29 protein-coding genes and 1 pseudogene are annotated in these 25,883 nt (G+C 72.3%); 17 read left to right on the plus strand and 13 right to left on the minus strand.

All coding sequences use genetic code 11. The annotated features are described in order from the left end of the window. Positions 1-21 precede the first annotated feature (21 nt). A complete protein-coding gene (locus JFN87_RS07905; protein WP_209339190.1) occupies positions 22-987 on the minus strand; it encodes a LysR family transcriptional regulator in 966 nt (321 codons plus the stop codon). A gap of 137 nt (positions 988-1,124) precedes the next feature. Between JFN87_RS07905 and JFN87_RS07910 the strand changes: the two genes are divergently transcribed. After that, positions 1,125-2,432 (plus strand): MFS transporter, encoded by a 1,308-nt coding sequence (locus JFN87_RS07910; protein WP_209339191.1) that lies wholly within the window; start codon positions 1,125-1,127, stop codon positions 2,430-2,432. A gap of 100 nt (positions 2,433-2,532) precedes the next feature. Continuing rightward, complete coding sequence (locus tag JFN87_RS07915) at positions 2,533-3,108, plus strand: TerD family protein (RefSeq protein ID WP_209339192.1); 576 nt, start codon at positions 2,533-2,535, stop codon at positions 3,106-3,108. Positions 3,109-3,236: 128 nt separating this feature from the next. On the opposite strand, the gene JFN87_RS07920 is transcribed toward JFN87_RS07915, so the two are convergent. Next, complete coding sequence (locus tag JFN87_RS07920; RefSeq protein ID WP_209339221.1) at positions 3,237-4,592, minus strand: M1 family metallopeptidase; 1,356 nt, start codon at positions 4,590-4,592, stop codon at positions 3,237-3,239. A gap of 222 nt (positions 4,593-4,814) precedes the next feature. Between JFN87_RS07920 and JFN87_RS07925 the strand changes: the two genes are divergently transcribed. Then, complete coding sequence (locus JFN87_RS07925) at positions 4,815-5,312, plus strand: hypothetical protein (protein ID WP_209339193.1); 498 nt, start codon at positions 4,815-4,817, stop codon at positions 5,310-5,312. A gap of 26 nt (positions 5,313-5,338) precedes the next feature. Here JFN87_RS07925 and JFN87_RS07930 read toward each other — a convergent pair whose 3' ends face one another. Then, complete coding sequence (locus JFN87_RS07930; protein WP_209339194.1) at positions 5,339-5,758, minus strand: cupin domain-containing protein; 420 nt, start codon at positions 5,756-5,758, stop codon at positions 5,339-5,341. Positions 5,759-5,861: 103 nt separating this feature from the next. Between JFN87_RS07930 and JFN87_RS07935 the strand changes: the two genes are divergently transcribed. From JFN87_RS07935 to JFN87_RS07945, 3 genes are all read left to right on the plus strand, one after another. Further along, positions 5,862-6,464: a DJ-1/PfpI family protein gene (locus tag JFN87_RS07935; RefSeq protein ID WP_209339195.1), complete on the plus strand. Its 603-nt coding sequence runs from the start codon at positions 5,862-5,864 to the stop codon at positions 6,462-6,464. 460 nt (positions 6,465-6,924) lie between these two features. Further along, positions 6,925-7,509, plus strand: coding sequence for a sigma-70 family RNA polymerase sigma factor (locus JFN87_RS07940; protein WP_209339196.1), 585 nt, complete (start codon positions 6,925-6,927; stop codon positions 7,507-7,509). Then, positions 7,506-8,258, plus strand: coding sequence for an anti-sigma factor (locus JFN87_RS07945; RefSeq protein WP_209339197.1), 753 nt, complete (start codon positions 7,506-7,508; stop codon positions 8,256-8,258). Before JFN87_RS07940 ends, JFN87_RS07945 begins: the two co-directional genes overlap by 4 nt. A gap of 165 nt (positions 8,259-8,423) precedes the next feature. On the opposite strand, the gene JFN87_RS07950 is transcribed toward JFN87_RS07945, so the two are convergent. From JFN87_RS07950 to JFN87_RS07960, 3 genes are all read right to left on the minus strand, one after another. Further along, a complete protein-coding gene (locus tag JFN87_RS07950) occupies positions 8,424-8,945 on the minus strand; it encodes a GNAT family N-acetyltransferase (protein ID WP_209339198.1) in 522 nt (173 codons plus the stop codon). Positions 8,946-9,098: 153 nt separating this feature from the next. Continuing rightward, positions 9,099-9,758: a fasciclin domain-containing protein gene (locus JFN87_RS07955; protein WP_209339199.1), complete on the minus strand. Its 660-nt coding sequence runs from the start codon at positions 9,756-9,758 to the stop codon at positions 9,099-9,101. Positions 9,759-9,851: 93 nt separating this feature from the next. Beyond that, the gene (locus tag JFN87_RS07960; protein ID WP_209339200.1) at positions 9,852-11,525 is read right to left on the minus strand and encodes a molybdopterin-dependent oxidoreductase; all 1,674 of its coding nucleotides are present in this window, start codon (positions 11,523-11,525) and stop codon (positions 9,852-9,854) included. 169 nt (positions 11,526-11,694) lie between these two features. Here JFN87_RS07960 and JFN87_RS07965 point away from each other — a divergent pair, with 169 nt between their 5' ends. Genes JFN87_RS07965 through JFN87_RS07980 form a run of 4 tightly spaced genes read left to right on the plus strand, consistent with a single transcriptional unit; the run spans position 11,695 to position 15,847 of the window. Then, complete coding sequence (locus tag JFN87_RS07965) at positions 11,695-12,975, plus strand: NAD(P)/FAD-dependent oxidoreductase (protein ID WP_209339201.1); 1,281 nt, start codon at positions 11,695-11,697, stop codon at positions 12,973-12,975. Further along, on the plus strand, positions 12,972-13,721 hold the full coding sequence (locus JFN87_RS07970; RefSeq protein WP_209339202.1) for a DUF1365 domain-containing protein: 750 nt from the start codon (positions 12,972-12,974) through the stop codon (positions 13,719-13,721). The genes JFN87_RS07965 and JFN87_RS07970 overlap by 4 nt, the downstream gene beginning before the upstream one ends. 54 nt (positions 13,722-13,775) lie before the next feature. Further along, complete coding sequence (locus JFN87_RS07975) at positions 13,776-15,035, plus strand: SAM-dependent methyltransferase (RefSeq protein ID WP_209339222.1); 1,260 nt, start codon at positions 13,776-13,778, stop codon at positions 15,033-15,035. Next, positions 15,032-15,847, plus strand: coding sequence for a DUF1295 domain-containing protein (locus JFN87_RS07980; RefSeq protein WP_209339203.1), 816 nt, complete (start codon positions 15,032-15,034; stop codon positions 15,845-15,847). The genes JFN87_RS07975 and JFN87_RS07980 overlap by 4 nt, the downstream gene beginning before the upstream one ends. Positions 15,848-15,920: 73 nt before the next feature. Here JFN87_RS07980 and JFN87_RS07985 read toward each other — a convergent pair whose 3' ends face one another. The 5 genes from JFN87_RS07985 to JFN87_RS08005 form a co-directional block, all read right to left on the minus strand. Next, positions 15,921-16,517 carry an alkaline shock response membrane anchor protein AmaP gene (locus tag JFN87_RS07985; RefSeq protein WP_209339204.1) on the minus strand — a complete coding sequence of 199 codons (597 nt, stop codon included), beginning with the start codon at positions 16,515-16,517 and terminating at the stop codon, positions 15,921-15,923. A 42-nt stretch (positions 16,518-16,559) separates the two neighbouring features. Further along, complete coding sequence (locus JFN87_RS07990) at positions 16,560-17,219, minus strand: DUF6286 domain-containing protein (protein WP_209339205.1); 660 nt, start codon at positions 17,217-17,219, stop codon at positions 16,560-16,562. 2 nt (positions 17,220-17,221) lie between these two features. Next, positions 17,222-17,569 carry an Asp23/Gls24 family envelope stress response protein gene (locus tag JFN87_RS07995; protein ID WP_209339206.1) on the minus strand — a complete coding sequence of 116 codons (348 nt, stop codon included), beginning with the start codon at positions 17,567-17,569 and terminating at the stop codon, positions 17,222-17,224. Further along, positions 17,569-17,757, minus strand: a complete 189-nt coding sequence (locus JFN87_RS08000; protein WP_209339207.1) for a hypothetical protein — start codon at positions 17,755-17,757, stop codon at positions 17,569-17,571. The genes JFN87_RS07995 and JFN87_RS08000 overlap by 1 nt, the downstream gene beginning before the upstream one ends. Before the next feature lie 125 nt (positions 17,758-17,882). After that, positions 17,883-18,419, minus strand: coding sequence for an Asp23/Gls24 family envelope stress response protein (locus JFN87_RS08005; protein WP_209339208.1), 537 nt, complete (start codon positions 18,417-18,419; stop codon positions 17,883-17,885). Positions 18,420-18,641: 222 nt separating this feature from the next. Here JFN87_RS08005 and JFN87_RS08010 point away from each other — a divergent pair, with 222 nt between their 5' ends. The 6 genes from JFN87_RS08010 to phtC all read left to right on the plus strand — a co-directional run bounded on the left by JFN87_RS08010 (position 18,642) and on the right by phtC (position 22,897). Continuing rightward, entirely contained in the window at positions 18,642-19,235 is a 594-nt protein-coding gene (locus JFN87_RS08010; protein WP_307865357.1) for an RNA polymerase sigma factor, read from the plus strand. Beyond that, complete coding sequence (locus JFN87_RS08015; protein ID WP_209339209.1) at positions 19,226-19,957, plus strand: hypothetical protein; 732 nt, start codon at positions 19,226-19,228, stop codon at positions 19,955-19,957. The genes JFN87_RS08010 and JFN87_RS08015 overlap by 10 nt, the downstream gene beginning before the upstream one ends. Next, positions 19,951-20,322: an Asp23/Gls24 family envelope stress response protein gene (locus tag JFN87_RS08020; protein WP_209339210.1), complete on the plus strand. Its 372-nt coding sequence runs from the start codon at positions 19,951-19,953 to the stop codon at positions 20,320-20,322. The genes JFN87_RS08015 and JFN87_RS08020 overlap by 7 nt, the downstream gene beginning before the upstream one ends. Positions 20,323-20,391: 69 nt before the next feature. After that, entirely contained in the window at positions 20,392-21,114 is a 723-nt protein-coding gene (locus JFN87_RS08025; RefSeq protein WP_209339211.1) for a DNA polymerase ligase N-terminal domain-containing protein, read from the plus strand. Then, positions 21,111-22,127 (plus strand): non-homologous end-joining DNA ligase, encoded by a 1,017-nt coding sequence (gene ligD / locus JFN87_RS08030; protein ID WP_209339212.1) that lies wholly within the window; start codon positions 21,111-21,113, stop codon positions 22,125-22,127. Before JFN87_RS08025 ends, ligD begins: the two co-directional genes overlap by 4 nt. Before the next feature lie 20 nt (positions 22,128-22,147). Beyond that, on the plus strand, positions 22,148-22,897 hold the full coding sequence (gene phtC / locus JFN87_RS08035; protein WP_209339213.1) for a 3,4-dihydroxyphthalate decarboxylase: 750 nt from the start codon (positions 22,148-22,150) through the stop codon (positions 22,895-22,897). A gap of 15 nt (positions 22,898-22,912) precedes the next feature. Here phtC and JFN87_RS08040 read toward each other — a convergent pair whose 3' ends face one another. After that, complete coding sequence (locus JFN87_RS08040; protein ID WP_307865358.1) at positions 22,913-24,388, minus strand: amino acid permease; 1,476 nt, start codon at positions 24,386-24,388, stop codon at positions 22,913-22,915. A gap of 220 nt (positions 24,389-24,608) precedes the next feature. Between JFN87_RS08040 and JFN87_RS08045 the strand changes: the two genes are divergently transcribed. Continuing rightward, positions 24,609-25,598 carry an NADPH:quinone reductase gene (locus JFN87_RS08045; protein WP_209339215.1) on the plus strand — a complete coding sequence of 330 codons (990 nt, stop codon included), beginning with the start codon at positions 24,609-24,611 and terminating at the stop codon, positions 25,596-25,598. 80 nt (positions 25,599-25,678) lie between these two features. On the opposite strand, the pseudogene JFN87_RS08050 reads toward JFN87_RS08045, so the two are convergent. Next, a pseudogene (locus JFN87_RS08050) lies at positions 25,679-25,883 on the minus strand (carbohydrate kinase); the annotation flags it as partial.

The raw sequence follows: 25,883 nt of genomic DNA on the forward strand, positions 1-25,883 counted from the left end.
CGCGCGGCACGCACCCGCGCGTCACCTTCTTTTGACGCCGGGCTCCTGAAGACGTGCCCAGTCAGGAGTCCAGGCACCGGGGGCGCCGGGGCCTGAGTGGCCGTACCGTCCGGCGCACAGGTGGTCGCGGAGCGCGGCGAGCGCCGGGTGCGGGTTGTCGCGGTGCCACACCAGCGAGTGCGGGTAGCCGGGCGCCGGATCCCGCAGGGCGATGCGCCGCAGGCCGCCGCCGTCGGGCCAGGAGAGGATCGTCCGCTCGCCGACGAAGGTGGCCAGTGACCGGGACGCGGCGAGGGTGTCGAGCAGGGGCTCGGCGCCGAAGTCGGACCCGGTGACCTCGATCGTGAGGCCGAACGCGGCGGCGAGAGCGTCGTAGTACGCGGCCCACTCGGTTCCCGGCACGATGCCGGGCATCCAGATCCGGTGCCGCGCGAGCTCGGCGGGCGCGACCGCGCCTGCGTCGGCGAGTGCGTGGTACGGGCCGGCGAGGAGCTGGATCGGCTCGTCGTAGGCCCTGGCCGCGGCGAGGTCGTCGGGAAGCTGCCCGCCGGGCGCGCCCACAGCCCGGATGGACGCGTCGACCGTGCCCGACCTGATGGCGTCGAAGGCCGCACCGGCGTCGAAGAGGGTGACGACGTCGAGCTCGACCTCGGGGTGTGCGCGGTGGAAGTCGCGCAGCAGCCCGGCCGGGGCGAGCCGCCGCCCGATCACGTCGACGCGCAGGGCGCGGCGGCCGGGGCGTACGGAGGCGACGGCGCGCGCCTCGGCCCGCAGGAGGTCGCGCGCGTGCGGCAGCAGCGCCTGCCCGTCGACGGTGAGTTCGGCGCCCCGCGCGGTGCGGGTGAACAGCCGCACGCCGAGGTCCTTCTCCATCGCGGCGACGCGCTTGGAGACGGCCTGCTGCGTGATCGACAGCTCCGCGGCCGCGTCCCCGAACCGCCCCGCGCCCGCGATGGCCACGAAGGTGCGCACGGCGTCGAGATCCACCCGGCGAGGGTACGTGCACAACGTGAGGTTGTGGCGTACCGGCGAGCCGGTTGTTTGCCCCGGCCGTCCTCCACTCGCTTTGATGCCGGGGGTCAGGTGGGGTCGGTGCGGATCGGCGAGGGGCGGCGCGGCGGGACATGGCGGGCAGGCGGGCGCTCGGCAGGCGCTTCGGGTGGTTGTGGGCGTCCTACGCGGTCAGCGCGTACGGGACGGGGCTCGGGTTCGGGGCCTTTCCGCTGATCGCGATCCTCGTGCTGCACTCGGGGCCGACGGAGGTGGCCGCGCTGTCGGCCGCCGGCCGTGCGGTGGGCGCGGTGGTCGCGGTGCCGTTCGGCCCGTGGGTGGAGTTCCGGCGCAAGCGGCCGGTCATGGTGGCGGCGGATCTGATCCGCTTCGCGGCGATGGCGTCGGTCCCGGCCGCGTTCGCGCTCGGCCTGCTCACCTTCGTCCAGCTCCTCCTGGTCTCCGTCGTCGTCGCCGCGGCCAACATCGCGTTCAAGGCGGCGAGCGGCGCATATCTGAAATCGCTCGTTCCGCCGGCCGACCTGCTCGTCGCGAACGGCCGCTTCGAGTCCACGACCTGGACGGCGACGGTGGTCGGCCCGCCGCTCGGCGGGGCCGCGATCGGGCTCTTCGGGCCGGTGGCGACGGTGCTGGCCGACGCGGTCAGCTACCTGCTGTCGGCGCTGGGCATCCGCGCCATCGGCGGCCACGAGCCGCTCCCTGCGCCCGCCGCGCGGGCCGGTGCGGCACGGCTGCGAGCGGGTGACCTGCTCGAAGGGTGGCGCCACATCCTCGCCCACCGCACGCTGCGCCCGCTGTTCCTCAACTCGATCGTGGTCAACGGCCTGATCATGGCCTCGGAGCCGCTGCTCGCCGTGCTGCTGCTCGGCCGCCTCGGGTTCGCCCCGTGGCAGTACGGTCTCGTGTTCGCGGCCCCCTGCGTCGGCGGTCTCGTCGGCTCGCGCCTCGCGAGCAGGCTCGTGACGCGGTTCGGGCAGCGCGAGGTGCTGCTCGTCAGCGGCGCGCTGCGGGCGTGCTGGCCGGTGGGCCTCGCGTTCGTGCAGCCCGGCGTCCCCGGGATGGTGCTCGTCATCGCCGTCCAGCTCGGGCTGGTGACCTGCTGCGGCGTCTTCAACCCGGTGCTGGCCACCTACCGGCTCGACCACACCGACCCGGGCCGGGTCTCGCGCATGCTGTCGGCCTGGTCGGTCAGCAGCAGCGCCGCCATCGCGGCCCTGACCGCCGCGTGGGGGCTGCTCGCCGCCGTCGCCGGCGCCCGCACCGCGATCGCGGCGGCCGGGGTCATCCTCCTCGCCACGCCGCTGCTGCTCCCGCGCCGCGCGAAGGACCGTCACGGCGAGAACGGGGCCGGGGCCGGGGCAGACGACGGGGCCGGCGCTGTGAGCCTCGCGGCTCGGGAGACCGCCGCCGACCAGGCCTGAAAACCGTGGATGGAACCCGCTGCGGCCCTGGTGGCGTTGTAGGGGGTGGCGGTAGCTTTCCGTACCGCCACCAGTGCACACGACGAAAGGGACAATTCCCATGGCTGTAAGCCTGTCCAAGGGCGGCAACGTCTCGCTCACGAAGGAGGCCCCCGGCCTCACCGCCGTCACGGTCGGCCTCGGCTGGGACGTCCGCACCACGACCGGCAAGGACTTCGACCTCGACGCCTCGGCGATCGCGGTGAAGGCCGACGGCAAGGTCGTGTCGGACGGTCACTTCATCTTCTTCAACAACAAGTCCGCCCCGGACCAGTCCATCGTGCACACCGGTGACAACCTCACCGGCCAGGGCGAGGGCGACGACGAGCAGATCAACGTCAACCTCGCGGCCCTGCCCGCCGACTGCGACAAGGTCGTCTTCCCCGTCTCCATCTACGACGCGGACAGCCGCCAGCAGAACTTCGGCCAGGTGCGCAACGCGTACATCCGCGTCGTCAACCAGGCAGGCGGCACCGAGATCGCCCGCTACGACCTGAGCGAGGACGCGGCGACCGAGACCGCCATGGTCTTCGGCGAGCTGTACCGCAACGGCGCCGAGTGGAAGTTCCGCGCCGTCGGCCAGGGCTACGCCTCCGGACTCGTCGGCATCGCGACGGACTTCGGCGTCAACCTCTGAACGGTCCGGCGACGGGCCGACGGGGCCCGGCGAAGGAACGGCGCGAGCGTGGGGGTCCGGCCCGGAGTCGAGGCCGGGCCCCTGTCGCGTCGGCCTCGCATGCGGCCTCGCATGCGGCCTGACGGGGCCTACAGCTCCGGCTTGCCCTGCCCGTACAGCCACGGCTGCCACACCTCGGCCGCCAGCCGCTTGCCGGCGGCGCCCGCCTGCTTCTGCGCGTACGCCGTGAAGTCCGCCGTCGTCGCGTTGCCGTAGCGGTGCGCGCGCGGCCAGCCGCGCAGGATCCGGAAGAACGCGGCATCGCCGACCACCTCGCGCAGCCGCTGCAGGACCATCGCGCCGCGCCCGTACACCGGGGGCCGCGATATGTCGGCGGCCGTGGGCGGCTTCGCCGGCGGGAACGCCCAGTTCGCGGCGGACGCGTACGCGTCGGCGAAGCTGCGTGCGAGCGGCACGCGGTCCTTGCCCGTGCGGCTGTCGAGCCACAGCCACGTCCCGTACGTGGCGAAGCCCTCGTTCAGCCACATGTCACGCCAGCTCGCCGGGGTCACGCAGTCGCCGTACCACTGGTGGGCCATCTCGTGGACGAGCGTGGCCGTGCCCTCGGGGCCCGGCAGGAACGGCCGGTTCTGCGTCTCCAGCGCGTACCCCGAGTCGCCGGTGCGGCCGATGATCACACCGGTCGACGAGAACGGGTAGGGGCCGAACGTCTTCTCCTCCCACGCCACGATCCCCGGCAGGGCGTCGAGCAGCCGCTTCCCGCCCGCGCCGGCTCGCGGATCGGTCGCGGTGAAGGCGGTGAGCGCGGGGCCGCCGCCGGCGCGCGCGAGGCGGGTGCGGTGCGTCGCGTACGGGCCGATCACCAGCGTCGCCAGGTAGGTCGCCATCGGATACCCGGTGTGCCAGGTGTAGGTGGTGCGCCCCGCGTTGCGGCGCGTGGCGCGCAGCTCGCCGTTGGAGACCGCCGTGAGCCCCTCGGGCACGCTGACGCTGACGTCGTACGTGGCCTTGTCGCCCGGGCGGTCGTCGGACGGGAACCACGCCATGGCGCCGGTCGGCTCGCCGAGCGCCGCGACGCGGCGTCCGCCGTCGGACGCGAGCCAGCCCTCCTGCGAGCCGTCGGGGTCGGTGATCCGGCGCGGCACCCCCGCGTAGTGCACGACGGCGCGGAAGGAGCGGCCGGGCGCCGGGGCGTGGCGCGGGTGCAGCGTCAGCTTCGCGGCCGACCTGGTGACGGCGGCGGGGTCGCCGTCCACGGAGGCCGACGAGACGTTCATTCCGTCGAGGTCGAGGGAGAGCGAGCCGAGTCTCCTGTTCGCGCGCGCCGTGATCTCGGCGGTGCCGGTGAGCCGGCCGGTGGACGGCGCGTACGAGAGGGTGAGGGCGTAGTGGGTGGCGTCGTAGTCCCGGCTGCCGACGGGGAAGTACGGGTCGTCCGCTCCGGGGAGGCGGCCGATGCCGCTCGACCCGGAGCAGGCCGCCATGACGAGGGCGACGGCGAGGGGCACGGCGGCGGCGCGGGTGAGGGGCGCACGCCCGCAGCGTATTCGGGTGGCCACGCGCTGATCGTAAGCAGGACGGGGCGCGGGCGCAGCGGCTGCGACGGCACGATACGTACGGGGCCGCGCGGCCCGCGCGCCCAGCCGCACACGGGCATCGCCCGATCGGCGCAGTGGCGTGGCCGGGCGGCATGGCACGATCGGCGGGTGCTCGACATCGGCTACTCGCTCTCCCGCCGCTTCCCGGACCCGCCGCAGACGGACTACCGCTCGGCGGACTCCCGCGCGCTGCGCCACGACCTGTTCTGCGGAGACGTGTACCTCGCCGACACGGCGGCCGACCGGGAGCTGTCCACAGCCTGGGGATGGGTGCCCGTGCTCGACTTCGCGTGGGCGCTGTGCGACATCGTGGAGCGGCTGGATCGAGACCCGCGCGGCAACCGCGCCGCCCGCCCGCAACACGCGGACCTGGACTTCACGGAGTCGAGCGACCGCATGCTCTTCACGCGGCGCTTCGGCTGGGTGGACGTGGAGGCCGACTGGATGGCGCGCGACGAACCACCGCTCACGTTCAACCACGGCCTGCTGCGGCGCGAGGCACGGGACTTCCTGCACGACCTGATCGCCGACCTCACGGACATGCACGAGGGCCTGGCGGACAACGTACTGGTATGGGACCTGCAGGCGCGGTTCCCGCGCACGTAGCGGCCGTTCGGCCGGCCGTGGGGTCGTCAGCCGGCGTCGAGCGCGTGGCCCGTCGTCGCGTCGACGTGGCCGGGGACCTCGTCGTGGCGGTCGCCGACGGACAGCGTGCCGGTGGGCTCGAACAGCAGGATCGACGCGCCTGCCGGCGACGAGGGCTTGTGCTCGACGCCGCGCGGCACGACGAACACCGAGCCGCGCGTGAGCCGTACCGTCCGCTCGCCCTCCAGGCCGCGCAGGGCGATCGTCAATTCGCCGTCGAGCAGCAGGAAGAACTCGTCCGTGGTCTCGTGCACATGCCACACATGGTCGCCCGCGACCTTCGCGACGCGCACGTCGTAGTCGTTCACCCGGGTCACGATCCGCGGGCTCCACAGGTCGCCGAAGCCCGCCAGGGCCTCCGCGAGGTCGATGGGCTGCCGGCCGTCCTTCGCTCGCTGCTCGTCCATGGGTCCATGGTCGCCGCCGCATGCCTCCTCTCGCCAGGGGGCGCCGGCGCACGACCCGCGCGGTGGCGGGGCCCCGCGAGGCGGCGTCTGCTTGGATCGGCGTATGAGCGAAGAAGCCACGCGGAACATCGGGATCCTGCTGTTCCCGGACGTCGAGGAGCTGGACGCGATCGGCCCGTGGGAGGTCCTGGCGTTCTGGACGCGGACCTTCCCGGACGACGGGTGGCGCGTGTTCTGCCTCTCCGCCGACGGCGCCCCCGTGACGTGCGCGAAGGGCCTGACCGTCCAGGCGCACCACTCGATGGCCGACGCGCCACCGCTGGACGTGCTGCTCCATCCCGGCGGCCAGGGGACGCGTCCGCTGCTCCGTGACGAGCGGCACCTGGAGTGGGTGCGGTCGCAGCGGCGCGCGGCCCCGCTGATGACCAGCGTGTGCACGGGGTCGCTGGTCTACGCGGCGGCGGGGCTGCTGGCCGGGCGGCCCGCCACCACGCACTGGGGCTCGCTCGATCTGCTCGCGGAGCTCGACCCGACGATCGACGTGCGGGCCGACGACCGGTTCGTCGACGACGGCGACGTCGTCACCTCGGCCGGGGTCTCGGCCGGCATCGACATGGCTCTCCACCTCGTCGCGCGGCTCGCTTCCGCCGAGCGTGCGCGCGAGGTGCGGCGCGGCATCCAGTACGACCCGCGGCCGCCGGTCTGAGACGGCCGGCCGGCGGCCTGAGACGCCCGGCCGGCGGGCCTGGCTCTCCGGACGGACAAGACGGGCGATTCACGGGCGATTACCGGACGAGTGGGGAGCCTGCCAGGCCGGGCGCGCGCCGACGCACTGCGGTCTCCGGACCGCCCGGCAGTACCGCACGCGTCGTAAACCAGCCACCCGGCGGGGATCCACCGGCGGGTTTCTGTGATACGAGGAGGGGGGCGAGAAACGCAGGTCGAGCGCTCCCCCGCTCCGACCGCGCACCGCCCCGGGCGGCCGCTCCCGCACCTGAAACGGGAGCGGCCGCCGCGTGCACGGTGCCGCACCACGGCTCGACGCCGATCACGGCGGCTCCGTACCACGTCGTCAGACCAATCCCGCCCACCCGTGGCAACGAAGAACCATTGACGTTCTGCGGACGAATGCCGCGTGCGAAAGACCACATCCGGAGGAGAGCCGCGTGAAAGAGGCCGTTCATATCGGCGGGTCCGTGCCCGTGGGGCCAGATCTGGAGGAGTTGCTCGGCCAAACGGCCCGCGGCGACCAGGATGCCTTCTCACGCGTCTACGACATGGTGTCCGGGCCCGTACTCGGGCTGGTGCGCTCCGTGCTGCGCGATCCGGCGCAGTCCGAGGAGGTCACCCAGGAGGTGCTGCTCGAGGTCTGGCGCACGGCGGCCAGGTTCCGGCACGACAAGGGCAGCGGCATGACGTGGGTGCTGACCCTCGCCCACCGGCGGGCCGTGGACCGCGTGAGGTCCGTACAGGCCGCGAGCGACCGCGAGGAGAAGGCCGCGCTGCTGGCACGCACGCCGTCCTTCGACGAGGTCACCGAGCAGGTGGAGGCGAGGCTCGAACGCGAGCAGGTGCGGCGCTGCCTGCGCACCCTCACCGAACTCCAGCGGCAGTCCGTGACGCTCGCGTACTACCAGGGACTGCTCTACCGGGAGGTCGCCGAGCTGCTCTCGGTGCCGCTCGGCACCGTCAAGACGCGACTGCGTGACGGTCTGATCCGACTGCGTGACTGCCTGGGGGTGACGGTATGACCACCGCTGATCTGCACACCCTGACCGGTGCCTACGCGTTGCACGCGCTGGGCCCCGAGGAGCGTGCCGAGTTCGAGCGCCATCTCCTCGCCTGCCCGGCCTGCGCGCAGGAGGTCGCCGAGCTGTCGGCGACCGCCACGCGGCTCGGCCTCGCCGTGTCCCTCGTCCCGCCCGACCACCTCAAGCAGCAGGTGCTCCAGCGCGTCGCGACCGAGCGCCAGCTGCCGCCCGAGGTGGCGACGTCCGCGCGGCCGGGCGCGGGCGCCCGGCGCCGGCGCGCGCTGACACGGTGGGCGCTCGCGGCGTGCATCGCGGGAGCCGCCGCACTCGGCGGCGTGGCCGTCTGGCAGCACCAGGAGGCGCAGGACGCCCGCGCCCAGGCGCAGAGCGTCATACAGGACTCGCACAACCTGGCCGCCGTGCTGTCCGCTCCTGACGCGCGGACCACGGCCGGCAAGCTCAGCGACGGGGCGACCGGCACGGTCGTCGTCTCCCGCTCGCAGGACAGAGCGGCGTTCATCGCGTCCGGGCTGCCGACACCGCCGAGCGGCAAGACGTACCAGCTCTGGTACGACGACGCGGGCACGATGCGATCCGCCGGGCTGCTGAATCCGTCGGCCGCCTCGCAGGCGGTGCTGCTGACGGGCCACGTCGGGCAGGCGTCCGCCATGGGCATCACGGTGGAACCGGCGGGCGGTTCCGCCGCGCCGACGACGACTCCGCTCGCCCTGATGAAGTTCCCCGCGTAGCCGAGCCGATTTCGAGGCCCCCGGTGCTCAGCCGGGCGCCGCGCCCACAGCGGCGGGCGCGGCAAGGGAGGGCGGTCACCCTGGCGGGGGTGGCCGCCCTTTCCTGTCCGTCCCCTGTCCGTCCCTGTCCGTACAGCCGGATTCCCCCTCGCCGGCTCGGCACACCTAGGAACGTGGGCCGGTGCCGGCCGCCGGACCCGTCCAGGAGATCTCGAAGTACTTCAGGCGCTCGTCCTCACCCGCAGGACGCATGCCGGCCGCCGTCATGACGTGGTGGGACGGGGTGTTGTCGTGGTCGGCATCACCCTTCACGGACGTGACGCCGTGCGCCCGCGCGAACCGCAGGAGTTCACGCAGGGCTTCGGAGGCGTAGCTCCTGCCCCGCGCCGACGGAACGAGGCCGTAGCCGATGGTGACGCTGCCGTTCTCGTCCGGCGGCCCGTGGAAGCCGAGGCCGCCGATCGCCCGGCCGTCCTCGCGGCGGCGGATCTCGTAGTTGCCGAACGGCCGCGGATCGCCGGTTGCCGCGCAGGCCTCGACGAAGCGCCTGGCGGCGATCACATCGCCGGGGGTGGGATAGCCGGGCGCCCATCGGTCGCCGCTGTCCGCCTCGCCCGACACGACGCGCTCGGCCTCGCCGGCGGTCATCGGATGCAGTATGAGCCGCGCTGTCACAAGGGGATTCACACCGGCGAGGAGTATCACGCGGGAGAACCGGCCCGCACGCGAATTGCGGCGCCGACGCACCGCATCCCCGCACGCGAGGAAGGCGCGTACGGGGATGCGGTACGGGATGCGGCGCGGTGTGGCTCGGCGCGGTGCGGTGCGGTGCGGCCGGTACTAGCTCTTCGGCGGCATCAGGACGCTGTCGATGATGTACACGGTCGCGTTCGCGGTCGGCACGTTGCCGCAGACGATGTTCGCCGTCTTGTTCACCTTGAACGACTCGCCGGAGCCGGACGTCATGACCTTCTGCTTCTCCAGGGTGGTGAAGGAGCCGTTGGACAGCTGCGACGGCGTCACCTTCTGGCCCACCACGTGGTAGGTGAGGATCTTCGTCAGCATCGCCTTGTTGCTGAGAACCTTGTCAAGCTGCGCCTTCGGGATCTTCGCGAACGCCTCGTTGGTGGGCGCGAAGACCGTGATGTTCTTCGCGTTGTTCAGCGTGTCGACGAGTCCGGCCTTCTTCACGGCCGTCACCAGCGTGGACAGGTCGGGGTTGTTCGACGCGGCGGTGGCGACCGGGTCCTTCGCCATGCCGTTGAAGCTGCCCGCGCCGGTCTTCGGGACGGACGAGCAGGCCGGGCCGAACGGCTGGTCCATCGCCGTACTGGACGCGGACGTGGACGGCATGGCGGCCGACGACGAGGCGGTCGCGGACGCGCCCGAACCGCTGCTGTTGCTCTTCCCGCTGTCGCTCGAGCACGCGGTGAGGACCACCGGCAGCGTGATGGCGGCGGCGGCGATAGCGGCGGTGCGCTGGAATCGCTTGGCGAGCATGGCACTTCTCCTTCTGGGTGGCGCACTTCTTCGTGCGCCGAGGGGGGTTGGGGTTGGGTCTGACGTCGTGGTTTCGTGGGGCGGGCGGCTGTCTCAGGGCACGGAGACCACCACCGAGTGCCAGCCGGTCGCGCCGTTCGGCACGGTGCCGACGCGCTTGTCCGTCTGCGTGTAGCCCGTGCGGTCGGTGGCACGGACCTCCAGCGTGTGGCTGCCGGACGTGGCCTGCCACGGCCACACCCACTGCCGCCACGTGTCGCTGGTGTCCTGCGCGCCGAGCTTCGCCTCGTGCCACGGGCCGCCGTCGACCCGTACCTCGACCTTGGCGATGCCCTTGTGCTGGGCCCATGCGACGCCCGCGACCGGCACCGTGCCCGCTTTGGGGCTCGCGAAGGGGCGGGGGGTGTCGATCCGGGACTCGGTCTTGATGGGCGCCTTCTGCGACCAGGTCCGCTTCACCCAGTAGGCGTCGAAGTCGTCGAACGTGGTCAGTTCGAGGTCGGTGAGCCACTTGCAGGCGGAGACGTAGCCGTACAGGCCCGGGACCACCATGCGCACCGGGAAGCCGTGCGCGAACGGGAGCGGCTCGCCGTTCATCCCGAGGGCGAGCAGCGCGTCCCTGCCGTCCATGACCGTCTCCACGGGGGAGCCGATCGTCATGCCGTCCACCGACCTGGCCACGAGCTGGTCGGCCGGGCCGCCGTGCGACGGCGGCTTGACGCCGGCCTCGCTCAGCACGTCGGCGAGGCGGACACCGATCCAGCGCGCATTGCCCACGTAGGGGCCGCCCACCTCGTTCGAGACGCAGGTGAGGGTGATGTCGCGCTCCACGAGGTCGCGCCGCAGCAGGTCCTGGAACGTCAGCGTCACCGGTCGGCTCACGCCCTTGCCGTGCAGCCGCAGCCGCCACGTCGTGGCGTCCACATGCGGTACGGACAGGGCGGTGTCCACCCGGTAGAAGTCCTTGTTCGAGGTGAAGAACGAGCTCAGGCCCTTCACGTCGGGGTGCACGCCGCTCGGCACGGGCCGCGCGGGCGAGGCGGGGCGGGGCAGCGTGATGTCCGCCCGGCTCGCCGCCTGCTGGGCCACCTTGTCGGCGTTGAGGTAGCGGCCGAGGGCGCCCGCCCCGGCGGACGCTGCCACGGCGGCGGTCGCCGCGACGACGAACCCGCGCCGGTCGAACGCCCCGCCCGAGCCACCGTCACCGGCCCGCGTCGATCCACCGCCCGATATGTCCTCACCCGCGTCAGCGGCAGGGGCGGCGCCGTACGGCTCGCGCGCCCGGCCTGCCAGCCAGTACAGCAGCGCGAAGGCCACCACCCCGCCGACGGCCGAAGGCAGCACGTCGGTCGGTTGCGCGTCGGGGCGGGACGCGGCGGCCGCGACGCCCACGGCGCCGAAGGCCAGGGCGGCGGTCGCGCCGATCCGCCGGTGCCGCGTCGCGATCACCCCGATGACGATGGCGAACAGCCCCAGGACCACCACGATCCCCAGCTGCAGCACCGCCTTGTCGTTGGTGCCGAAGTGGCGTACCGCGAAGTCCTTCAGCCCCGGCGGCGTGCGGTCCACCGCGGCGCCGCCCACCACCGTGATCGGACTCGCCTCGGGGCGGACCGCGGCCGACACCAGCTCGGCGACAGCCAGCGCCGCGAAGCCGGCGATCAGGCCGCTCGCCGCACCCAGCAGGACGCGCAGCGCCCGGCTCTGGCCGCGTCCCGGCCCGTTCTTCGATGGGGTGGCACTCGCTTCTCGACTCACACGGCCCATTCGGCGCGGAGCGCGGAACGGATTGGTCCGTCTCGCATCGTTCACCCGCCGGTGTGAGCCACGCGGTGTGCCGATGACGAGGCACGAGGTGCACCAGTCCTTTTCGGCCCCTGCTCCGAAGTACCCACGTGAAGGGTGGTGTCCGGCCGCCCGGCAGGGAAGGAACGCGATGAGTGGAGCGGCGCGGAGCGCGGCCGTCGTGGGCAGCGGGGTGGCGGGGCTGACGGCCGCCTACATCCTGCGCAAGGGCGGTCGCGAGGTGACGCTCTACGAGGCGGACGACCGCCTCGGCGGCCACGCCCACACACACGACCTTCCGGGCGCCGACGGCCGGGTCCACCACGTCGACTCCGGCTTCATCGTGCACAACGCACGCACGTACCCCTTCCTGCTGCGGCTCTTCGCCGAACTGGGCGTCAGGACCCAGGAGTCCGAGATGTCCATGTCCGTGCGGTGCGAGGGCTGCGGCCTCGAGTACGCGGGCGCCCGAGGACCGCGCGGTGTTTTCGCCCAGCGCCGCAACGCCTTCAACCCGTCCTACCTGCGGATGATGGTGGAGATACCCCGCTTCCACCGCGCCGCCCGCCGGCTGCTCGCCGAGGAGCCGCCCGCGCAGGCCGGAGAGTCCACGCTCGGTGCCTTCCTCGCCGACCACGGCTTCTCGCGGTACTTCACCGCTCACTTCATGACCCCCCTCGTCTCGGCCGTCTGGTCCTGCGACGCGCGGACCGCGCTGCGCTACCCCGCCCGGTACCTGTTCCGCTTCCTCGACCACCACGGCCTGCTCTCCGTCGGCGGCTCGCCCACGTGGCGCACCGTGAGCGGCGGGTCGCGCTCGTACGTGGAGCGGATAGGCAAGCAGCTCACCGCCGTGCGCACCGCGACCCCGGTGCGCTCAGTGACCAGGGACGAGGACGGTGCCACCGTCACGGCGGACGACGGCCGCCCCGAGCGGTACGACGCCGTGGTGATCGCCGTCCACCCCGAACAGGCGCTCAAGCTGCTCGGGGACCCGACGGACGAGGAACGCGCGGTCCTCGGGGCCTTCCCGTACTCCCTCAACCCGGCCCAGCTCCACACCGACACGGGTCTGCTGCCTCGCTCGCCGGGTGCCGCCGCATCCTGGAACATGCTCCTGCCCGCTTGCGACGCGGGCGCCTCGGCCGTGAGGATCAGTTACGACATGAACCGGCTCCAGCGCCTCGACACGGCGGAGCGGTATGTCGTGACACTCAACGGGACCGACCGTGTCGACCCCGGCCAGGTCCTCGCGCGCATGGACTACGAGCATCCCGTCTACACGCCCGAGTCGGTGGCCGCCCAGCGTCGGCTGCCCGGCCTGAACACCGGCGTCACCGCCTTCGCGGGGGCGTACCACGGCTGGGGCTTCCACGAGGACGGCTGCCGCTCCGGTGTGGCGGCCGCCGCGGCACTGGGGGTGGACTGGTGACGACGCCGACCGCTCCCGTCGCCCCGGCGCTGTATCCGTGCACCGTCGCGCACGTACGCGTTTCGCCCAAGCGGTACGCCTTCCACCTGCGCACCTATCTGTGGCTCATCGATCCCGACCGTCCGCCCGAGCTGCCGTGGTGGCTGCGCCCGCTGGCGGGCTTCGACGCGCGGGACCACTTCGGCGGCAGCCGGGCCACCGTGCGCGAGGGGCTCGACGCCTTCCTCGCGGCCAACGGCATCGATCTGGCGGGCGGCAAGGTCGTCATGCTCGCCCACGCCCGGGTGTTCGGCCATGTGTTCAACCCGCTGACCCTGTACTGGTGCCACTATCCGGACGGCTCGACGGCCTGTGTGGTGGCCGAGGTGCACAACACCTACGGCGAACGCCACTGCTACCTGCTGGACACCGACGAATCCGGCCGAGCCACCGTCTCCAAGGACTTCTACGTGTCGCCGTTCTTCCCCGTGGACGGCGGCTACACGATGCTGCTGCCTGAGCCGGCCGGCCGGCTCTCGCTGACCGTCCACCTCGACCGGGAGGGCGGCCGTGCCTTCACCGCCACCGTGCGGGGCGAGCGCCGTCCGGCCACCCGTCGCGCGCTCGTGGGCGCGGCCGTCCGCCATCCGTGGTCCACGGCCGCCGTCTCCGTGGGTATCCGGGTACATGGCATCGCACTTTGGGTGCTGCGCGGCCTGCCCGTTCAGCCCCGTCCCCGACATTCGCACCAGGAAGGCGTGGAGTAAGCCGTGACCCTCTCCCCGTACCCGCACCACAACCCGTCCGCCGACCGCTCCCCCATAGCGGCGCACGCCGCGCCCGTCGACGCCCTGCGGTGGCCCGACGTGGCCCGGCTGCCCAGGTCGTCCCGCTTGCGGACGGCCGTCGCCGAACGGATCGTGCGCCACGCCCTGGGCGGTCTCCCCCTCTATGTGCGCCTCGGCGGGCATGAGGCGGGACCGGAGACGATCGGGCTCGGCGGACCGCGGATGAACATCCACGATCCGGCGGCCTTCTTCCGCAGGGTCGGCGTCGGCGGGCTGATCGGCTTCGGCGAGTCGTACATGGCCGGCGAGTGGGACGCACCCGATCTCGTCGCCGTGCTGACCGTGCTCGCCACGCACGCGGACCGGTTGATCCCGCAGCGGCTGCAGCGGCTGCGCAAGGCCTTCGTGCGCAAGCAGCCCGCCGGCCAGCGCAACACCCCCGAGGGGTCGCGCGACAACATCCACCACCACTACGACCTGTCGAACGACCTGTTCGCGCTGTTCCTCGACGAGACCATGACCTACTCGTCGGCCGTTTTCCGCGCACTGCCGTCCGACATGTCGCTGCTGGCCGACGCTCAGCGCCGCAAGATCGACCTCCTGCTGGACGCGGCGGACGTGGGGCCTGGCACCCGGCTGCTCGAGGTCGGCACGGGCTGGGGCGAGCTCGCCGTGCGGGCCGCGGCACGCGGGGCTCGCGTGCACAGCGTCACGCTCTCTGCGGAGCAGCGGGACCTGGCGCGTGAGCGTGTACGGGCCGCGGGCCACGCCGACGCCGTGACGATCGAGCTGTGCGACTACCGGCGCGTCGAGGGCACCTACGACGCTGTGGTGAGCGTCGAGATGATCGAGGCGGTGGGCGTGGAGTTCTGGCCCGAGTACTTCCGGACGCTGGATCGGCTGGTCGTGCCGGGCGGGAGGGTCGTGCTGCAGGCCATCACCATGGCGCACGACCGGGTGCTGGCGACGAAGGACACCCACACCTGGATTCAGAAGTACATCTTTCCCGGCGGGATGATCCCTTCCCTCGACGCCGTGGAGAGCATCACCCGTGACCAGACGGACCTGCGGAGCGTCCGCGTGGACGGCTACGGCGCCCATTACGCCGAGACTCTCAGGCTGTGGCGCGAGACCTTCACCGAACAGGCGGACGCGGTGGACGCGTTGGGCTTCGACGAGACATTCCGGCGCATGTGGACCTTCTATCTGGCGTATTCGGAAGCGGGCTTCCGCTCGGGCTACCTGGATGTGCGGCAGATCGCGCTGGCGAGGACCGGAGGCGGCGCGAGGTGAGCGGTTTCCCCTGGGCCGATTTCGGGGCGGGGGTCGGTGTCTCGGCTGGAGGGGTGCTCGCCGTCATGCTCGTGACCTTCGCCCTGGGCGCGTCGCGCGGCAGGCACCGTTATGTGGATGCCGCATGGGGAACCGCCTTCTCGGTGGGGGCCGTTGTTTCCTTCGCTGTGGTGGCGTCGGAGGGCGACGGCAACCGCGTCCGGCAGTACCTCGCCGTCGCGCTGACCGTCATCTGGGGGATGCGTCTGACCCTGCACATGGCGCACCGCGGCTGGGGCAAGGCCGAGGATCCTCGCTACGAGAAGATGCTGGCGAAGGGCTCTGGCAACCCGCATCTGCATGCGTTGTGGAAGGTCTATCTGTTGCAGGCGGCGCTGGTGGTGCTTGTGTCGCTTCCCGTGCAGGCGGCCCTCTATCTGCCCGCCGGCCCGGACGCAGCGATGTACGTGGGCTGCGCTCTCTGGCTGCTCGGGTTGTTCTTCGAGGCGGTCGGTGACCGCCAACTCGTGGTGTTCAAGGCGGATCCGGCGAACAAGGGCCGCATCATGGACCGCGGCCTGTGGAGCTGGACCCGCCACCCCAACTACTTCGGCGACTTCTGCGTGTGGTGGGGGCTGTTCCTGTTCGCATGCGGCAGCTGGCAGACGGCCGCGGCGACCGTGGTGAGTCCCGTCGTGATGTCCCTGCTGCTGACACGTGGCAGCGGGAAGCGTCTGCTGGAGCGGCACATGGCCGACCGCCCCGGTTTCGCCGCCTACGCGGCCCGCACCAGCGGTTTCTTCCCCCTGCCGCCCAAGAGGCATGCCGCGTAGGGCGAGTCCCGGAGCGGGCTTCCCGCCCAGGCACCGGCTCCGAGGCCGGTGCCTGGGCCAGGGGCAGGGCCGCTCAGCGGACCCTGCGGCCCCGGTGCCCGGTGGCCCGCATCCGCACTGTGGTGGCCGGTATGCCGAACCCTGTGGAGCTGCCGGCATCCTTCAACGGGCCGTGCACCAGCCCGTCGAGCACCGGGCCCGGTTCCGCGTACGGCTCCAGCACCACCGTCATCCGCGCCCGGAACCTGCGCTGTCCGCGCTTCTTCATGGTCAGCCTCGCCCGCGCACCGGCCACGCCGGGCAGGGTCTCCGCCTCTGCGGTCACCGCACTCTCCAGCGCCCCCCTGCGCAGCCGGCCACCGGAGCGCCGCAGCAGGAGCGACGCCGGCCCGCGCGACCTCCCTTGCGCCAACAGCCAGAAGAGGAAGAGCAGGAAAAGCACCGCGAGACCGCTGATGACCACGGGGGCCCACCAGCCCTGGTCCCGCATCCTGTCGAGCGCCGCACGGTCGACCAGGTGGTCGTACGCACGCGGACCGCGCCACCACGAGGGCAACTGCCACGACACCTCGTCGCGGGCGACCAACGCGTTGACACCGAGCCAGCCGCCCCCTCCCAGGAGGACGAGCCCGATCACCACGATCAGCAGCCTGTTCAGTACATTCCTCACACCACTCACCGCCTTCCCGCACTCGCGTCGCTCACGTGTCGCCTATTTCTTTCCGCCCGCGGTCATGGGCGCGTCCTCGCTGCCGGCGGATTCCGCCTGCTCCGGGACGGGAGGCGTCCAGTCGCCGTCCGGCCGCACCCGTATGGCAAGGCGAGGCGGCCTGGCGAGCCCCAGCCCGTCACGCTTGCTCGTGAGGGCGCGTGTCAACTCGGCCTCGACCTCCGTCGGGTCGCCGAAGCGCACTGTCGCCCGAACACGCACCTTCCGGCGCCGCACGCGGATCTTCGCGTCACCCGCACCGGGGACCTCCAGCGCCACGTCGCGCAACAGCAGCGCTGTCGCCGACCGGTCAAGGAACGCCCTCACGTCGCCTCCTGGCGGCTTCATCGGTGCGCGCTTGCGCGCGCCCGGTGTCACCGCGAGAAAGATCAGCCACAGCCCCACGACGACCAGCACCGCCGCCGCCACCACCGCGAGGGCGTCCGTGACGCTCATCCCGTACAGGTGGTTGAGCAGGGCGTGGCGCCAGGGCGACGGCGTCCCGCCGAACCGCACCGACACCACGTCGTACAGCACCGCGGCGCAGGCGGCCGCGCCGAGCAGCGCACACAGCACAGCCGGAGCGCGCCGCGCGGACCACGAACGCCGGGGCTTCGGTGCGGACGGGGACTCGACCGCTCGCCCGTCAGGTACCTGACTCATCGTCACACCAGCCTTTCGGCATCGAGCGCATGGACCGGCGTGAGCCTGCCCACCAGCACCTCCACCGAGGTGACCGGCACACCGGTCAACTCCAGGGTGCGCGAGCCGACATGGCGCCTCACCTGCCCGCACACCCCGTCGATGTCGACCGGGTACGGGAGGTCGACCTCAAGCGCGATCTTCGTCCTGCCTCGACGCGTGTCCGCACTGGCGCGCGCCGCGGTGTGGGGGCGCGACTCGAGCGCCTCCCTGGCGGCCTGCGCCGCGATCCGCCGCGTCGCCCGTTCGCTGATGACCGTCGCTCCCCGGCTCGCCGGCTCGCCCGGAGCCCGGGGCGGACCCTGCGTCATCACGGCCTCCTGCGCCGGTCCGGGTGCAGGATGTCCTGAACGTCGAGATCGCCGTCGACCATGCGGCCGACGAAGAATCCGACCGCTCCAAGCGCTGCCACCAGCAGGAACGCCCCGAAGCCGCCGAAGTAGCCGGCGAAGCCGAGCGCCATCCCCACTACGAGGCCCAGCGCGGACCACCCTTTCATCGCTCCTCCTAGACCGAGCTCGGAACTGCCGCTCTGCGTATCGCGCGCCGGCGAATCGCCTGTTCGCGCGACGCGGTTTCGTTCTGCCCCATTACCGCCTCCGGGCCGTGCGAAGCACGGACGGGTTACTGCACGCGCAGTTCGCCGTCGGGCTCCGCGTCGTCGTCGGGCAGATGCACGTCGCCGACGGCGATGTTCACCTCGACGACTTCCAGGCCCGTGATCCGCTCGAGCGCCGCGATCACGTTCTCCCTGACATCGGCCGCGCAGTCCTGGATCGGTACGCCGTACTCCACGATGATGTCCAGGTCGACGGCCGTCTGCCGCTCACCCACCTCGACCTTCACCCCTCGTCCGAGGCCGGCGCGGCCACCGCCGCCCGGCACCTTGTCCCGCACGGCGCCCAGTGTGCGGCTGAGGCCGCCTCCCCCGAGCGCGTACACGCCGCGGACCTCGCGCGCGGCCATGCCCGCGATCTTCTCCACCACGCCGGTGGCGATGATCGTCCTGCCGCGGGTGGCGGCAGGCTCGTCCGTGCCCCTGTGACCCGCGTCCACAGTCGTGAGCCCCTGGCCGCTCCCGGGGCGCGGGCTCTGCGAGGGCGAGCCGTTCGGCGCCGCGGGGATGCCCGTCTTGCTGGTCGAAGCCGTGGGTGTCGTCATGGGGTGCTCCTCGGATCGTCGTGTGCTCGCTGCCCGCGGGGGCAGCTTCGCCGTGTGGTGCCGGGCTGTTCCGCGCCGACAAACGTTGGACCCGCCTCCGAGGCATTCCTCACGCACCCGAACCGAATTGATCGAAATTTTTTTCTCGGCGGGCCGGCGTGACGATCGGGCCGCCCGCCGTGTCCAAGGTCGTGTACAGCCAACGGGGAAAGGAGTTCGTTCGTGCCTGTTGAGGAGTCGGCGCTCAGACGCGCCAGAGCACCGGAGCGCCGCACCTGGCCCGACGATCCCTTGCTGGCCGTGCGGGCCGGCGAGGGCGACACGGAAGCCTTCGAAAGGCTTGTCCGGCGGCACACGCCCGTGCTGCTCGCCCTGGCCAACCGCATGCTCACGGACGCCGGTGATGCGGAGGACGCCGTGCAGGACGCGTTCGTGAGCGCGTGGCGACGGCTGCCCGAGTTCCGGGCGGACGCGTCGTTCCAGACATGGATGTACCGCATCGTGACGAACAGGTGTCTCAACCAGCTGCGCTCCCGTCGCCCGACCACCACGCTCGACGCGGTCCCGGAACCGCAGGCGCCCGACCACTACGCGTCGCCGTCCCGTGCCGCGGAGTCCTCCGCCGCGGTCTCGGATCTCCACAGCGCGCTCGGCCGGCTCTCCCCCGAGCAGCGGGCATGCTGGCTCCTGCGCGAGATGCACGGTCTGTCGTACGAGGACATCGCGTCGGTGGTCGGGATCAACCAGGAGGCCGTACGAGGCAGGATCTACCGGGCACGCCGCTCTCTGACGGAGGCGATGGTCGCATGGCGATGAACACGAACCCGCCGAACACGCCCCCGTGGCAGCAGGACGGCGAAGAGGACCGGATGCACGGGGACGGTGAGCTGCTGCCGTGCGGTCGTTCCCTCGCATCACTGTGGGAGGAGTGGGACGACGGCGACGCCCGCTCCGACCCTCATGTGGCGGAGTGCCCCCACTGCACGGCCGCTCTGGGCCGGCTCAGCGCCTTGCAGGACTTCGTGGGCCGAGCCACGGACGACGGGACGGGTGCGGCCGACGGTGCGGGTGAGTCGATCGCGAGCCGCACCGAGTCGGTGACGGCCAGGGTGATGGACGTTGTCCGGCTCGAGCTCCGTCCCGGGCTCACCCTGCCTCTCGGGGAGCCCGAGGAGGACTCCTGGATCGTGGAGGCCGCCGTCGCCAAGGTTCTGCGCAGGGCGGCCGAGACGCTGCCCGGCGTGCGGGCGGGAAGCTGCCGGGTCCGTCCGGTGGCGGACGACCATGTGGGGGCCGGCGGTCCGCTGCCGGACATGCCCCTGCACCGCCCCGTCGATGTGCACGTGGAGCTGGCGGTGTCGATGTCGTGGGCGATGCCCGAGCTGGCGCGCCAGGTGCGCGGGCGGATGATGGCCGCCGCTGACGAGGCGGTGGGTCTCGATGTGCGGACGATAGACGTCTCGGTGATCGACCTTCTGGACGAGGAGGCGGTCGACGCGGTGGCCGGGGGCGAGAGCGAGCGAGGTGCGCGATGGTAAGCAGGCGCGACATGGCGGCCCGGCTCGCCCAGGAGGCGGCTGCGGCGGCACGTGGCACGGACGGCGTGGCGTTCCTCAGGCCGGGGCTCGGGGACGTCGTCCGCGGTGCCGCCCGCCTCGCACCGCCGACGGGCGGGGTGCGCGTCCGGTACGAGGCGGACGGGGCCCACTGGCGGATAGGGATCCAGCTGGTGGCGGCCCAGGATCACCGCGCGGTGGATGTGACCAGGGCTGTGCGCGCCGCCGTCGAGTCGGCGGCGCACGCGGTCCTCGTCGAAGCGGTGGCAGGGCAGGAGGGGTCGGTGCCTGCGGCGGAGGACGGATGTCACGTGTCCGTGTCGGTCACGATCACGGGCGTCGCCTGAGGGCGGCGGGATGGGACGGAAGTCGCTCGCGGGGTACCCGGGCAGGGATCGGTACGGAAGGAGGAGCCTGTGGGAGAGGCAGAATCGCTGCGGCGTTACCGCGGCAAGCGCGATTTCGGCGCCACGAGCGAACCGCGCGGCAGCACGGGCGACCTCGCTGCGCGGGAGGAGGAAGGGCCCGGGCAGCAGGGCGGCGCCGGCGGCGCCCCGGCGTACGTCGTGCAGATCCACGATGCGAGCACGATGCACTTCGACTTCCGCCTCGAGGTGGACGGTGTGCTCAAGTCCTGGGCCGTCCCCAAGGGCCCGTCCACGAACCCCGGGGACAAGCGTCTGGCGGTCCCGACCGAGGACCACCCGCTGGAGTACCGCGAGTACGAGGGCGTCATCGGCGGCGGGCAGTACGGCGCCGGGGCAGTGATCGTGTGGGACGCGGGTACGTACCGGCCGCTGAACAAGGACGGCACCCCAGGGGACGAGGCATCGTTCGCCAAGGCGCTGGCGAAGGGGCACGCCAGCTTCTGGTTGGACGGGCCGAAGCTCAAGGGGGGCTTCTCACTCACGCGCTTCCGCGGCGGCGGTGACAGGGGCCGTGAGCACGACAGCGAGGAAGCCTGGCTGCTGGTCAAACGCTCAGGCACGGGCGCGGACCGCTCGGGCCGCACCACGCCCGACCCCCGCAGGGCCAGGTCCGCGAGGTCGGGTCGCACGTTGCGGCAGGTGTCGCGGGAGGCGTCTGAGGCAGGGACCAGGCACAGGCACAGAGCCGGGAAGGGGACTACCGCGTCATGAGTGAGCTGCTTTCCTCCCTCACCGACGACGAGCGGCGGCTGCTGTCGGACGCGCCGTCGGGTGCCGAGTTGGCGGCGCAGCCCATGCTGGCCACGTTGAGCGACCGCAGGGACTTCCACGCGGGTGGATGGATCTTCGAGCGCAAACTCGACGGGGTCCGCGTTCTGGCCGTGCGCGACGGGCGGGGCGTCCGGCTCCTTTCGCGGACGGGCCAGCGGCAGAACGCGACGTACCCCGAGATCGTGGACGCGCTGCGGGAGCAGGGGTCCGACGACTTCGTGCTGGACGGCGAGGTCGTGGCGTACTCGCACGGGCGTACTGATTTCTCACGTCTCCAGCAGCGCCTCGGCATCACCGACGAGCGCCGGGCACGCGCCAGCAAGGTCGCCGTCACGTACTACGTCTTCGACATCCTGCGGCTGGACGGCGCGGACCTCACCCGGCTTCCGTTGCGGGCCAGGAAGGCGCTGCTTCGCAGGGCCCTCTCGTACCATCCGCCGGTGCGCTTCACCCCGCACCGCAACGAAGGCGGTCAGGAGCTGCTGGACCAGGCATGCGCGCGGGGCTGGGAGGGACTGATAGCGAAACGCGCCGCGGGTGGCTACCAGCCGCGCAGGTCAGGCGACTGGCTGAAGCTCAAGTGCCAGCGGGGCCAGGAGTTCGTGGTCGGCGGCTTCACGGAACCCGCCGGGTCCCGCACGGGCTTCGGCGCGCTGCTGCTGGGCTACTACGAGGGTGCGCACCTGCGGTACGCGGGGAAGGTGGGGACCGGATACGACCGTGCCACGTTGCGCGACATACGCGGCCGGCTCGACGAGCTGGCCACCGCCACAAGGCCGTTCGACGACCAGGTGCGCGAGCACTCGGCGCGCTGGGCGCGGCCCGAGCTGGTGGCGGAGGTCGGCTTCAGCGAGTGGACGAGGGACGGCATGCTGCGCCACCCGCGCTTCCTGGGGCTCAGGCGGGACAAGCGGCCGCGCGAGGTGGTCCGGGAGAAACCGGTCGCCGGCTGAGGTGCGGCTATCGTTCGCGCATGACCCTTCGCGACACCGTTCCCGCCTCGGACGACCCCGCCGAACTGATAGCCGTGGGCTGCCGGATCCTCGCGTTCCAGGGGCTGGCGGAGGACATACTCGGCCACATCAGCCTGCGCGACGCGGACGCGCCCGACGCGCTGCACGTGCGGTGCCGGGGGCCGCGCGAGCGTGGCCTGCTGTTCACCGAGCGGGCGGACGTGCACCGGGTGGCGCTGCGGGAACCGGCATCCGGCCTGCCGGACGGCCTGAAGGCGCCCAACGAGCTGCCCATTCACCAGGAGGTGCTGAAAGCGCGCCCGGACGTGCGGGCGGTGGTGCATGTGCATCCGCCGTCGGTGGTGGCGGCGGATCTGGGTGGGCTCGCGCTGCGCCCCATCGTGGGGGCGTACAACATCCCGGCGATGCGGATGGCGCTCGGCGGCATCCCGGTCTATCCGCGCGGCGTGCTGGTCACGCGGCCCGAGCTCGGCAAGGAGGTGGCGGACGTGCTGGGCGACCGTCCCGCGTGCGTGCTGCGCGGGCACGGCATCGTGGCGACGGGTAAGACCGTGCAGCAGGCCGTCGTCAGGGCCCTCAACCTCGACGCCCTTGCGAAGATCACGCTGGCGGCGCACGCACACGGCACCCCGCCGGTGCTGCCGGACGAGGACGTCGCGGAGCTGCCCGACCTCGGCGACGGGTTCAACGACGAGATGGTGTGGCGGGCCAACGCGGCCAAGCTGGCCCACGCCGGCCTCGGGCTCTGACGGCCGCCCGTCACATCAGCCGCGGCCGTCCCCGCCCGCGGGGGAACCGACCCGGCCGCGCACCCGGAACCAGCCCGCGACCAAGGCCAGCGCGATGACCGGCACGATCAGGATGGTGTTGCGGCCCACCGGCTTGTCGAACCACATCAGGACGAGCACGCCCGCGAGGAACGCAAGCGTCACGATCTCCACCACAGGAGAGCCCGGCAGACGGTACGCGGGGCGCTGCACGCGCCCCTGCTTGGCCCTGCGCACGAAGACCAGGTGGCAGATCATGATCATGCCCCAGGCCGTCAGCACGCCGAGCGACGCGATGTTCAGCACGATTTCGAACGCCTCGCCCGGCACCACGTAGTTCAGGCCGACGCCCAGGACGCAGACGCTCGCGGTCAGCAGGATGCCGCCGTACGGCACCTGGTGCCGGTTCATCCGGCCGGTGAAGCGCGGGGCCGAGCCCGCCATGGCCATCGAGCGCAGGATGCGGCCCGTCGAGTAGAGGCCCGAGTTCAGGCTGGACATAGCGGCGGTGAGCACGACGAGGTTCATCACGCCGCCCGCCGCAGGCACCCCGATCTTCGAGAGCACGGTGACGAACGGGCTCTGCGAATCGGAGAACCCCGTGTACGGGACGAGCAGCGCCAGCAGCACCACGGAGCCCACGTAGAACACCATGACCCGCCACATGATCGAGTTCACCGCGCGCGGCACGATCTTGTGCGGCTCGGCCGTCTCGCCCGCGGTGACGCCGATCAGCTCGACGGCCGAGTACGCGAAGATCACGCCCTGGAGCACCACGACCACCGGGAGCAGCCCCTGCGGGAAGATCCCGCCGTGGCTGGTGATGACGTCGAAACCGGGCGTCCTGCCGCCCACGGGATGCTGCGTGACCAGCAGGAACACGCCGATGCAGAGGAAGACGACGAGCGCCGCGATCTTGATGATCGCGAACCAGAACTCCATCTCGCCGAAGATCCGCACCGAGATGAGGTTGATCGACAGCACGACGGCCAGCGCGATCAGGGCGAGCAGCCACTGCGGCACGGACGTGAACATGCCCCAGTAGTGCACGTACAGCGCCACCGCCGTGATGTCGGCGATGCCGGTGGTCGACCAGTTGACGAAGTACATCCAGCCGGCCGTGTACGCGCCCTTCTCGCCGAGGAACTCGCGCGCGTACGAGACGAAGGACCCCGACGAGGGCCGGTGCAAAACCAGCTCGCCGAGTGCCCGCACGACCAGGAACGCGAACAGTCCGCACACGGCGTACGCCACCGCGAGCGCCGGGCCGGCCGAGACGAGCCGTCCTCCCGCACCCAGGAAGAGGCCGGTGCCGATGGCCCCGCCGATCGCGATCATGTTGATGTGCCGCGACTTGAGGTCTTTGCTGTAGCCGACGTCGCCCGCGTCCGCCCGTCCGGCGGCCGCTTCCGCGCCGGCCTGACCGCCGCTGCCCCGGGTGTCGAGGTCCCGGACGGTCTTTTCGCTGCTCACGATGTGTTCTCGCTTCGTTCGTGGGGGGAACCGGCCCACCATAAGTGAGCCGAGCGCGTCCTCATGCCCCGCTGTCGTCGATCCAGGCGGGAGATAGATCACATATGCAAAGGTTTCGAGGTCACGGTCGGTGATCGCCGTATCTCGGTGATCGCCGTACGATCGAGCCGCCGGCGCCCCCACGGCGCCCCGCCCGACTCGCGGCAGAAGGAACGACACTGTGCAAGCAGCTCTGTACCACCGCAACGGATCCGCCCGCGATGTCCTCCTGGTCGAGGACATCGACCGGCCGGAGCCCGGCCCTGGGCAGGTCAGGGTGCGTGTCGCCCTGTCCGGCCTGAACCCGACCGACGTGAAGACGCGCGAGGGCGCCACCGCGCGCCCGATCGACGGCTTCCAGGTGCCGCACCAGGACGGTTCCGGTGTGATCGACGCAGTCGGCACCGGCGTGGACGCGGCGCGCGTCGGAGAGCGCGTGTGGGTCTGGTTCGCCGCGTTCGGCAACCGGTACGGGACCGCCGCCGAGTACTGCGTCGTGCCGGCGGATCGCGCCGTGCCGCTGCCCGGCAACGTGAGCGACGTGCTCGGCGCCTGCCTCGGCGTGCCGGCGCTCACCGCGCACCGGTGCCTGTTCGCGGACGGCCGCCTCAACGGCAGGACGGTCGTCGTCGCTGGCGGCGCGGGCGCGGTCGGCCACTACGCGATCCAGCTCGCCAAGCAGGCCGGCGCGAAGGTGATCACCACCGTCAGCGGCCCCGAGAAGGCGGAGCAGGCGGCCGCGGCCGGCGCCGACCACGTGGTCAACTACCGGGAGGCGGGCGCGGCAGACCAGGTCAGGGCGTACGCGGACGACCGTCCCGTGGACCGGATCGTCGAGGTGGCACTCGGCGCGAACCTGGAGCTGGACCTCGCCGTCAGCGGCCCGCGCACGGTCATCTCCTGCTACGCCGCGGCGGGGGACGTCTCGCTGCCCGTGCGTGCGCTGATGAGCGCGAACGTCACGCTGCGCTTCGTCCTGCTGTACGGGGTGCCGGCCCCGGACCTGGCCGAGTCCGTGGCGGAGGTCAACGCCGTCGCCGGTGCGGGCGCGCTCACGCCGCTGCCCGAGCACCGGCACCCGCTCGCGGACGTCGCCGCCGCGCACGAGGCGGTGGAGCAGGGCGCGGTCGGCAAGGTCCTGCTGGACCTGGCCGACCAGTCGGGAGCCTGAGCCTCCGCCTGACGCGACCTGACCCGACCTGAGCTGGTCCGGCCTGGTCCGGCCTGGTCCGGCCGCGCGAGCCCCCGCGGTCAGACCCTGTGTGCCGAAGGGCCGCCGTGCCAGCGGGACCTGGCGGCCTCCACCCGGTACAGGTAGTCCGCGTACGCCTCCTCGTAGTACGCGACGCCCTCGGGGTCCGGGTCGACCACGAGGTCGGGGGCCGCCCACCGCGCCGTGTCCACCGCGAGGCCCAGGTCGGCGCCGCGCGCCGCGAGCGCCGCCAGTACGGCGCCG

Source organism: Streptomyces montanisoli (assembly GCF_017813245.1).
In the GTDB taxonomy this organism is placed as follows: domain Bacteria; phylum Actinomycetota; class Actinomycetes; order Streptomycetales; family Streptomycetaceae; genus Streptomyces; species Streptomyces montanisoli.

Excerpts from the sequence above, each read along its gene's own strand:
- JFN87_RS07960 (WP_209339200.1), bottom strand. The coding sequence starts at position 11,525 with ATGGGCCGTGTGAGTCGAGAAGCGAGTGCCACCCCATCGAAGAACGGG.
- JFN87_RS07945 (WP_209339197.1), top strand. The coding sequence starts at position 7,506 with ATGACCACCGCTGATCTGCACACCCTGACCGGTGCCTACGCGTTGCAC.
- JFN87_RS07920 (WP_209339221.1), bottom strand. The coding sequence starts at position 4,592 with ATGGCGGCCTGCTCCGGGTCGAGCGGCATCGGCCGCCTCCCCGGAGCG.
- phtC (WP_209339213.1), top strand. The coding sequence starts at position 22,148 with ATGACCCTTCGCGACACCGTTCCCGCCTCGGACGACCCCGCCGAACTG.
- JFN87_RS08015 (WP_209339209.1), top strand. The coding sequence starts at position 19,226 with ATGGCGATGAACACGAACCCGCCGAACACGCCCCCGTGGCAGCAGGAC.
- JFN87_RS07935 (WP_209339195.1), top strand. The coding sequence starts at position 5,862 with ATGAGCGAAGAAGCCACGCGGAACATCGGGATCCTGCTGTTCCCGGAC.
- JFN87_RS07915 (WP_209339192.1), top strand. The coding sequence starts at position 2,533 with ATGGCTGTAAGCCTGTCCAAGGGCGGCAACGTCTCGCTCACGAAGGAG.
- JFN87_RS07990 (WP_209339205.1), bottom strand. The coding sequence starts at position 17,219 with ATGAGTCAGGTACCTGACGGGCGAGCGGTCGAGTCCCCGTCCGCACCG.
- JFN87_RS08005 (WP_209339208.1), bottom strand. The coding sequence starts at position 18,419 with ATGACGACACCCACGGCTTCGACCAGCAAGACGGGCATCCCCGCGGCG.
- JFN87_RS07995 (WP_209339206.1), bottom strand. The coding sequence starts at position 17,569 with ATGACGCAGGGTCCGCCCCGGGCTCCGGGCGAGCCGGCGAGCCGGGGA.
- JFN87_RS07965 (WP_209339201.1), top strand. The coding sequence starts at position 11,695 with ATGAGTGGAGCGGCGCGGAGCGCGGCCGTCGTGGGCAGCGGGGTGGCG.
- JFN87_RS07930 (WP_209339194.1), bottom strand. The coding sequence starts at position 5,758 with ATGGACGAGCAGCGAGCGAAGGACGGCCGGCAGCCCATCGACCTCGCG.
- ligD (WP_209339212.1), top strand. The coding sequence starts at position 21,111 with ATGAGTGAGCTGCTTTCCTCCCTCACCGACGACGAGCGGCGGCTGCTG.
- JFN87_RS08000 (WP_209339207.1), bottom strand. The coding sequence starts at position 17,757 with ATGAAAGGGTGGTCCGCGCTGGGCCTCGTAGTGGGGATGGCGCTCGGC.
- JFN87_RS07910 (WP_209339191.1), top strand. The coding sequence starts at position 1,125 with ATGGCGGGCAGGCGGGCGCTCGGCAGGCGCTTCGGGTGGTTGTGGGCG.
- JFN87_RS07955 (WP_209339199.1), bottom strand. The coding sequence starts at position 9,758 with ATGCTCGCCAAGCGATTCCAGCGCACCGCCGCTATCGCCGCCGCCGCC.
- JFN87_RS08020 (WP_209339210.1), top strand. The coding sequence starts at position 19,951 with ATGGTAAGCAGGCGCGACATGGCGGCCCGGCTCGCCCAGGAGGCGGCT.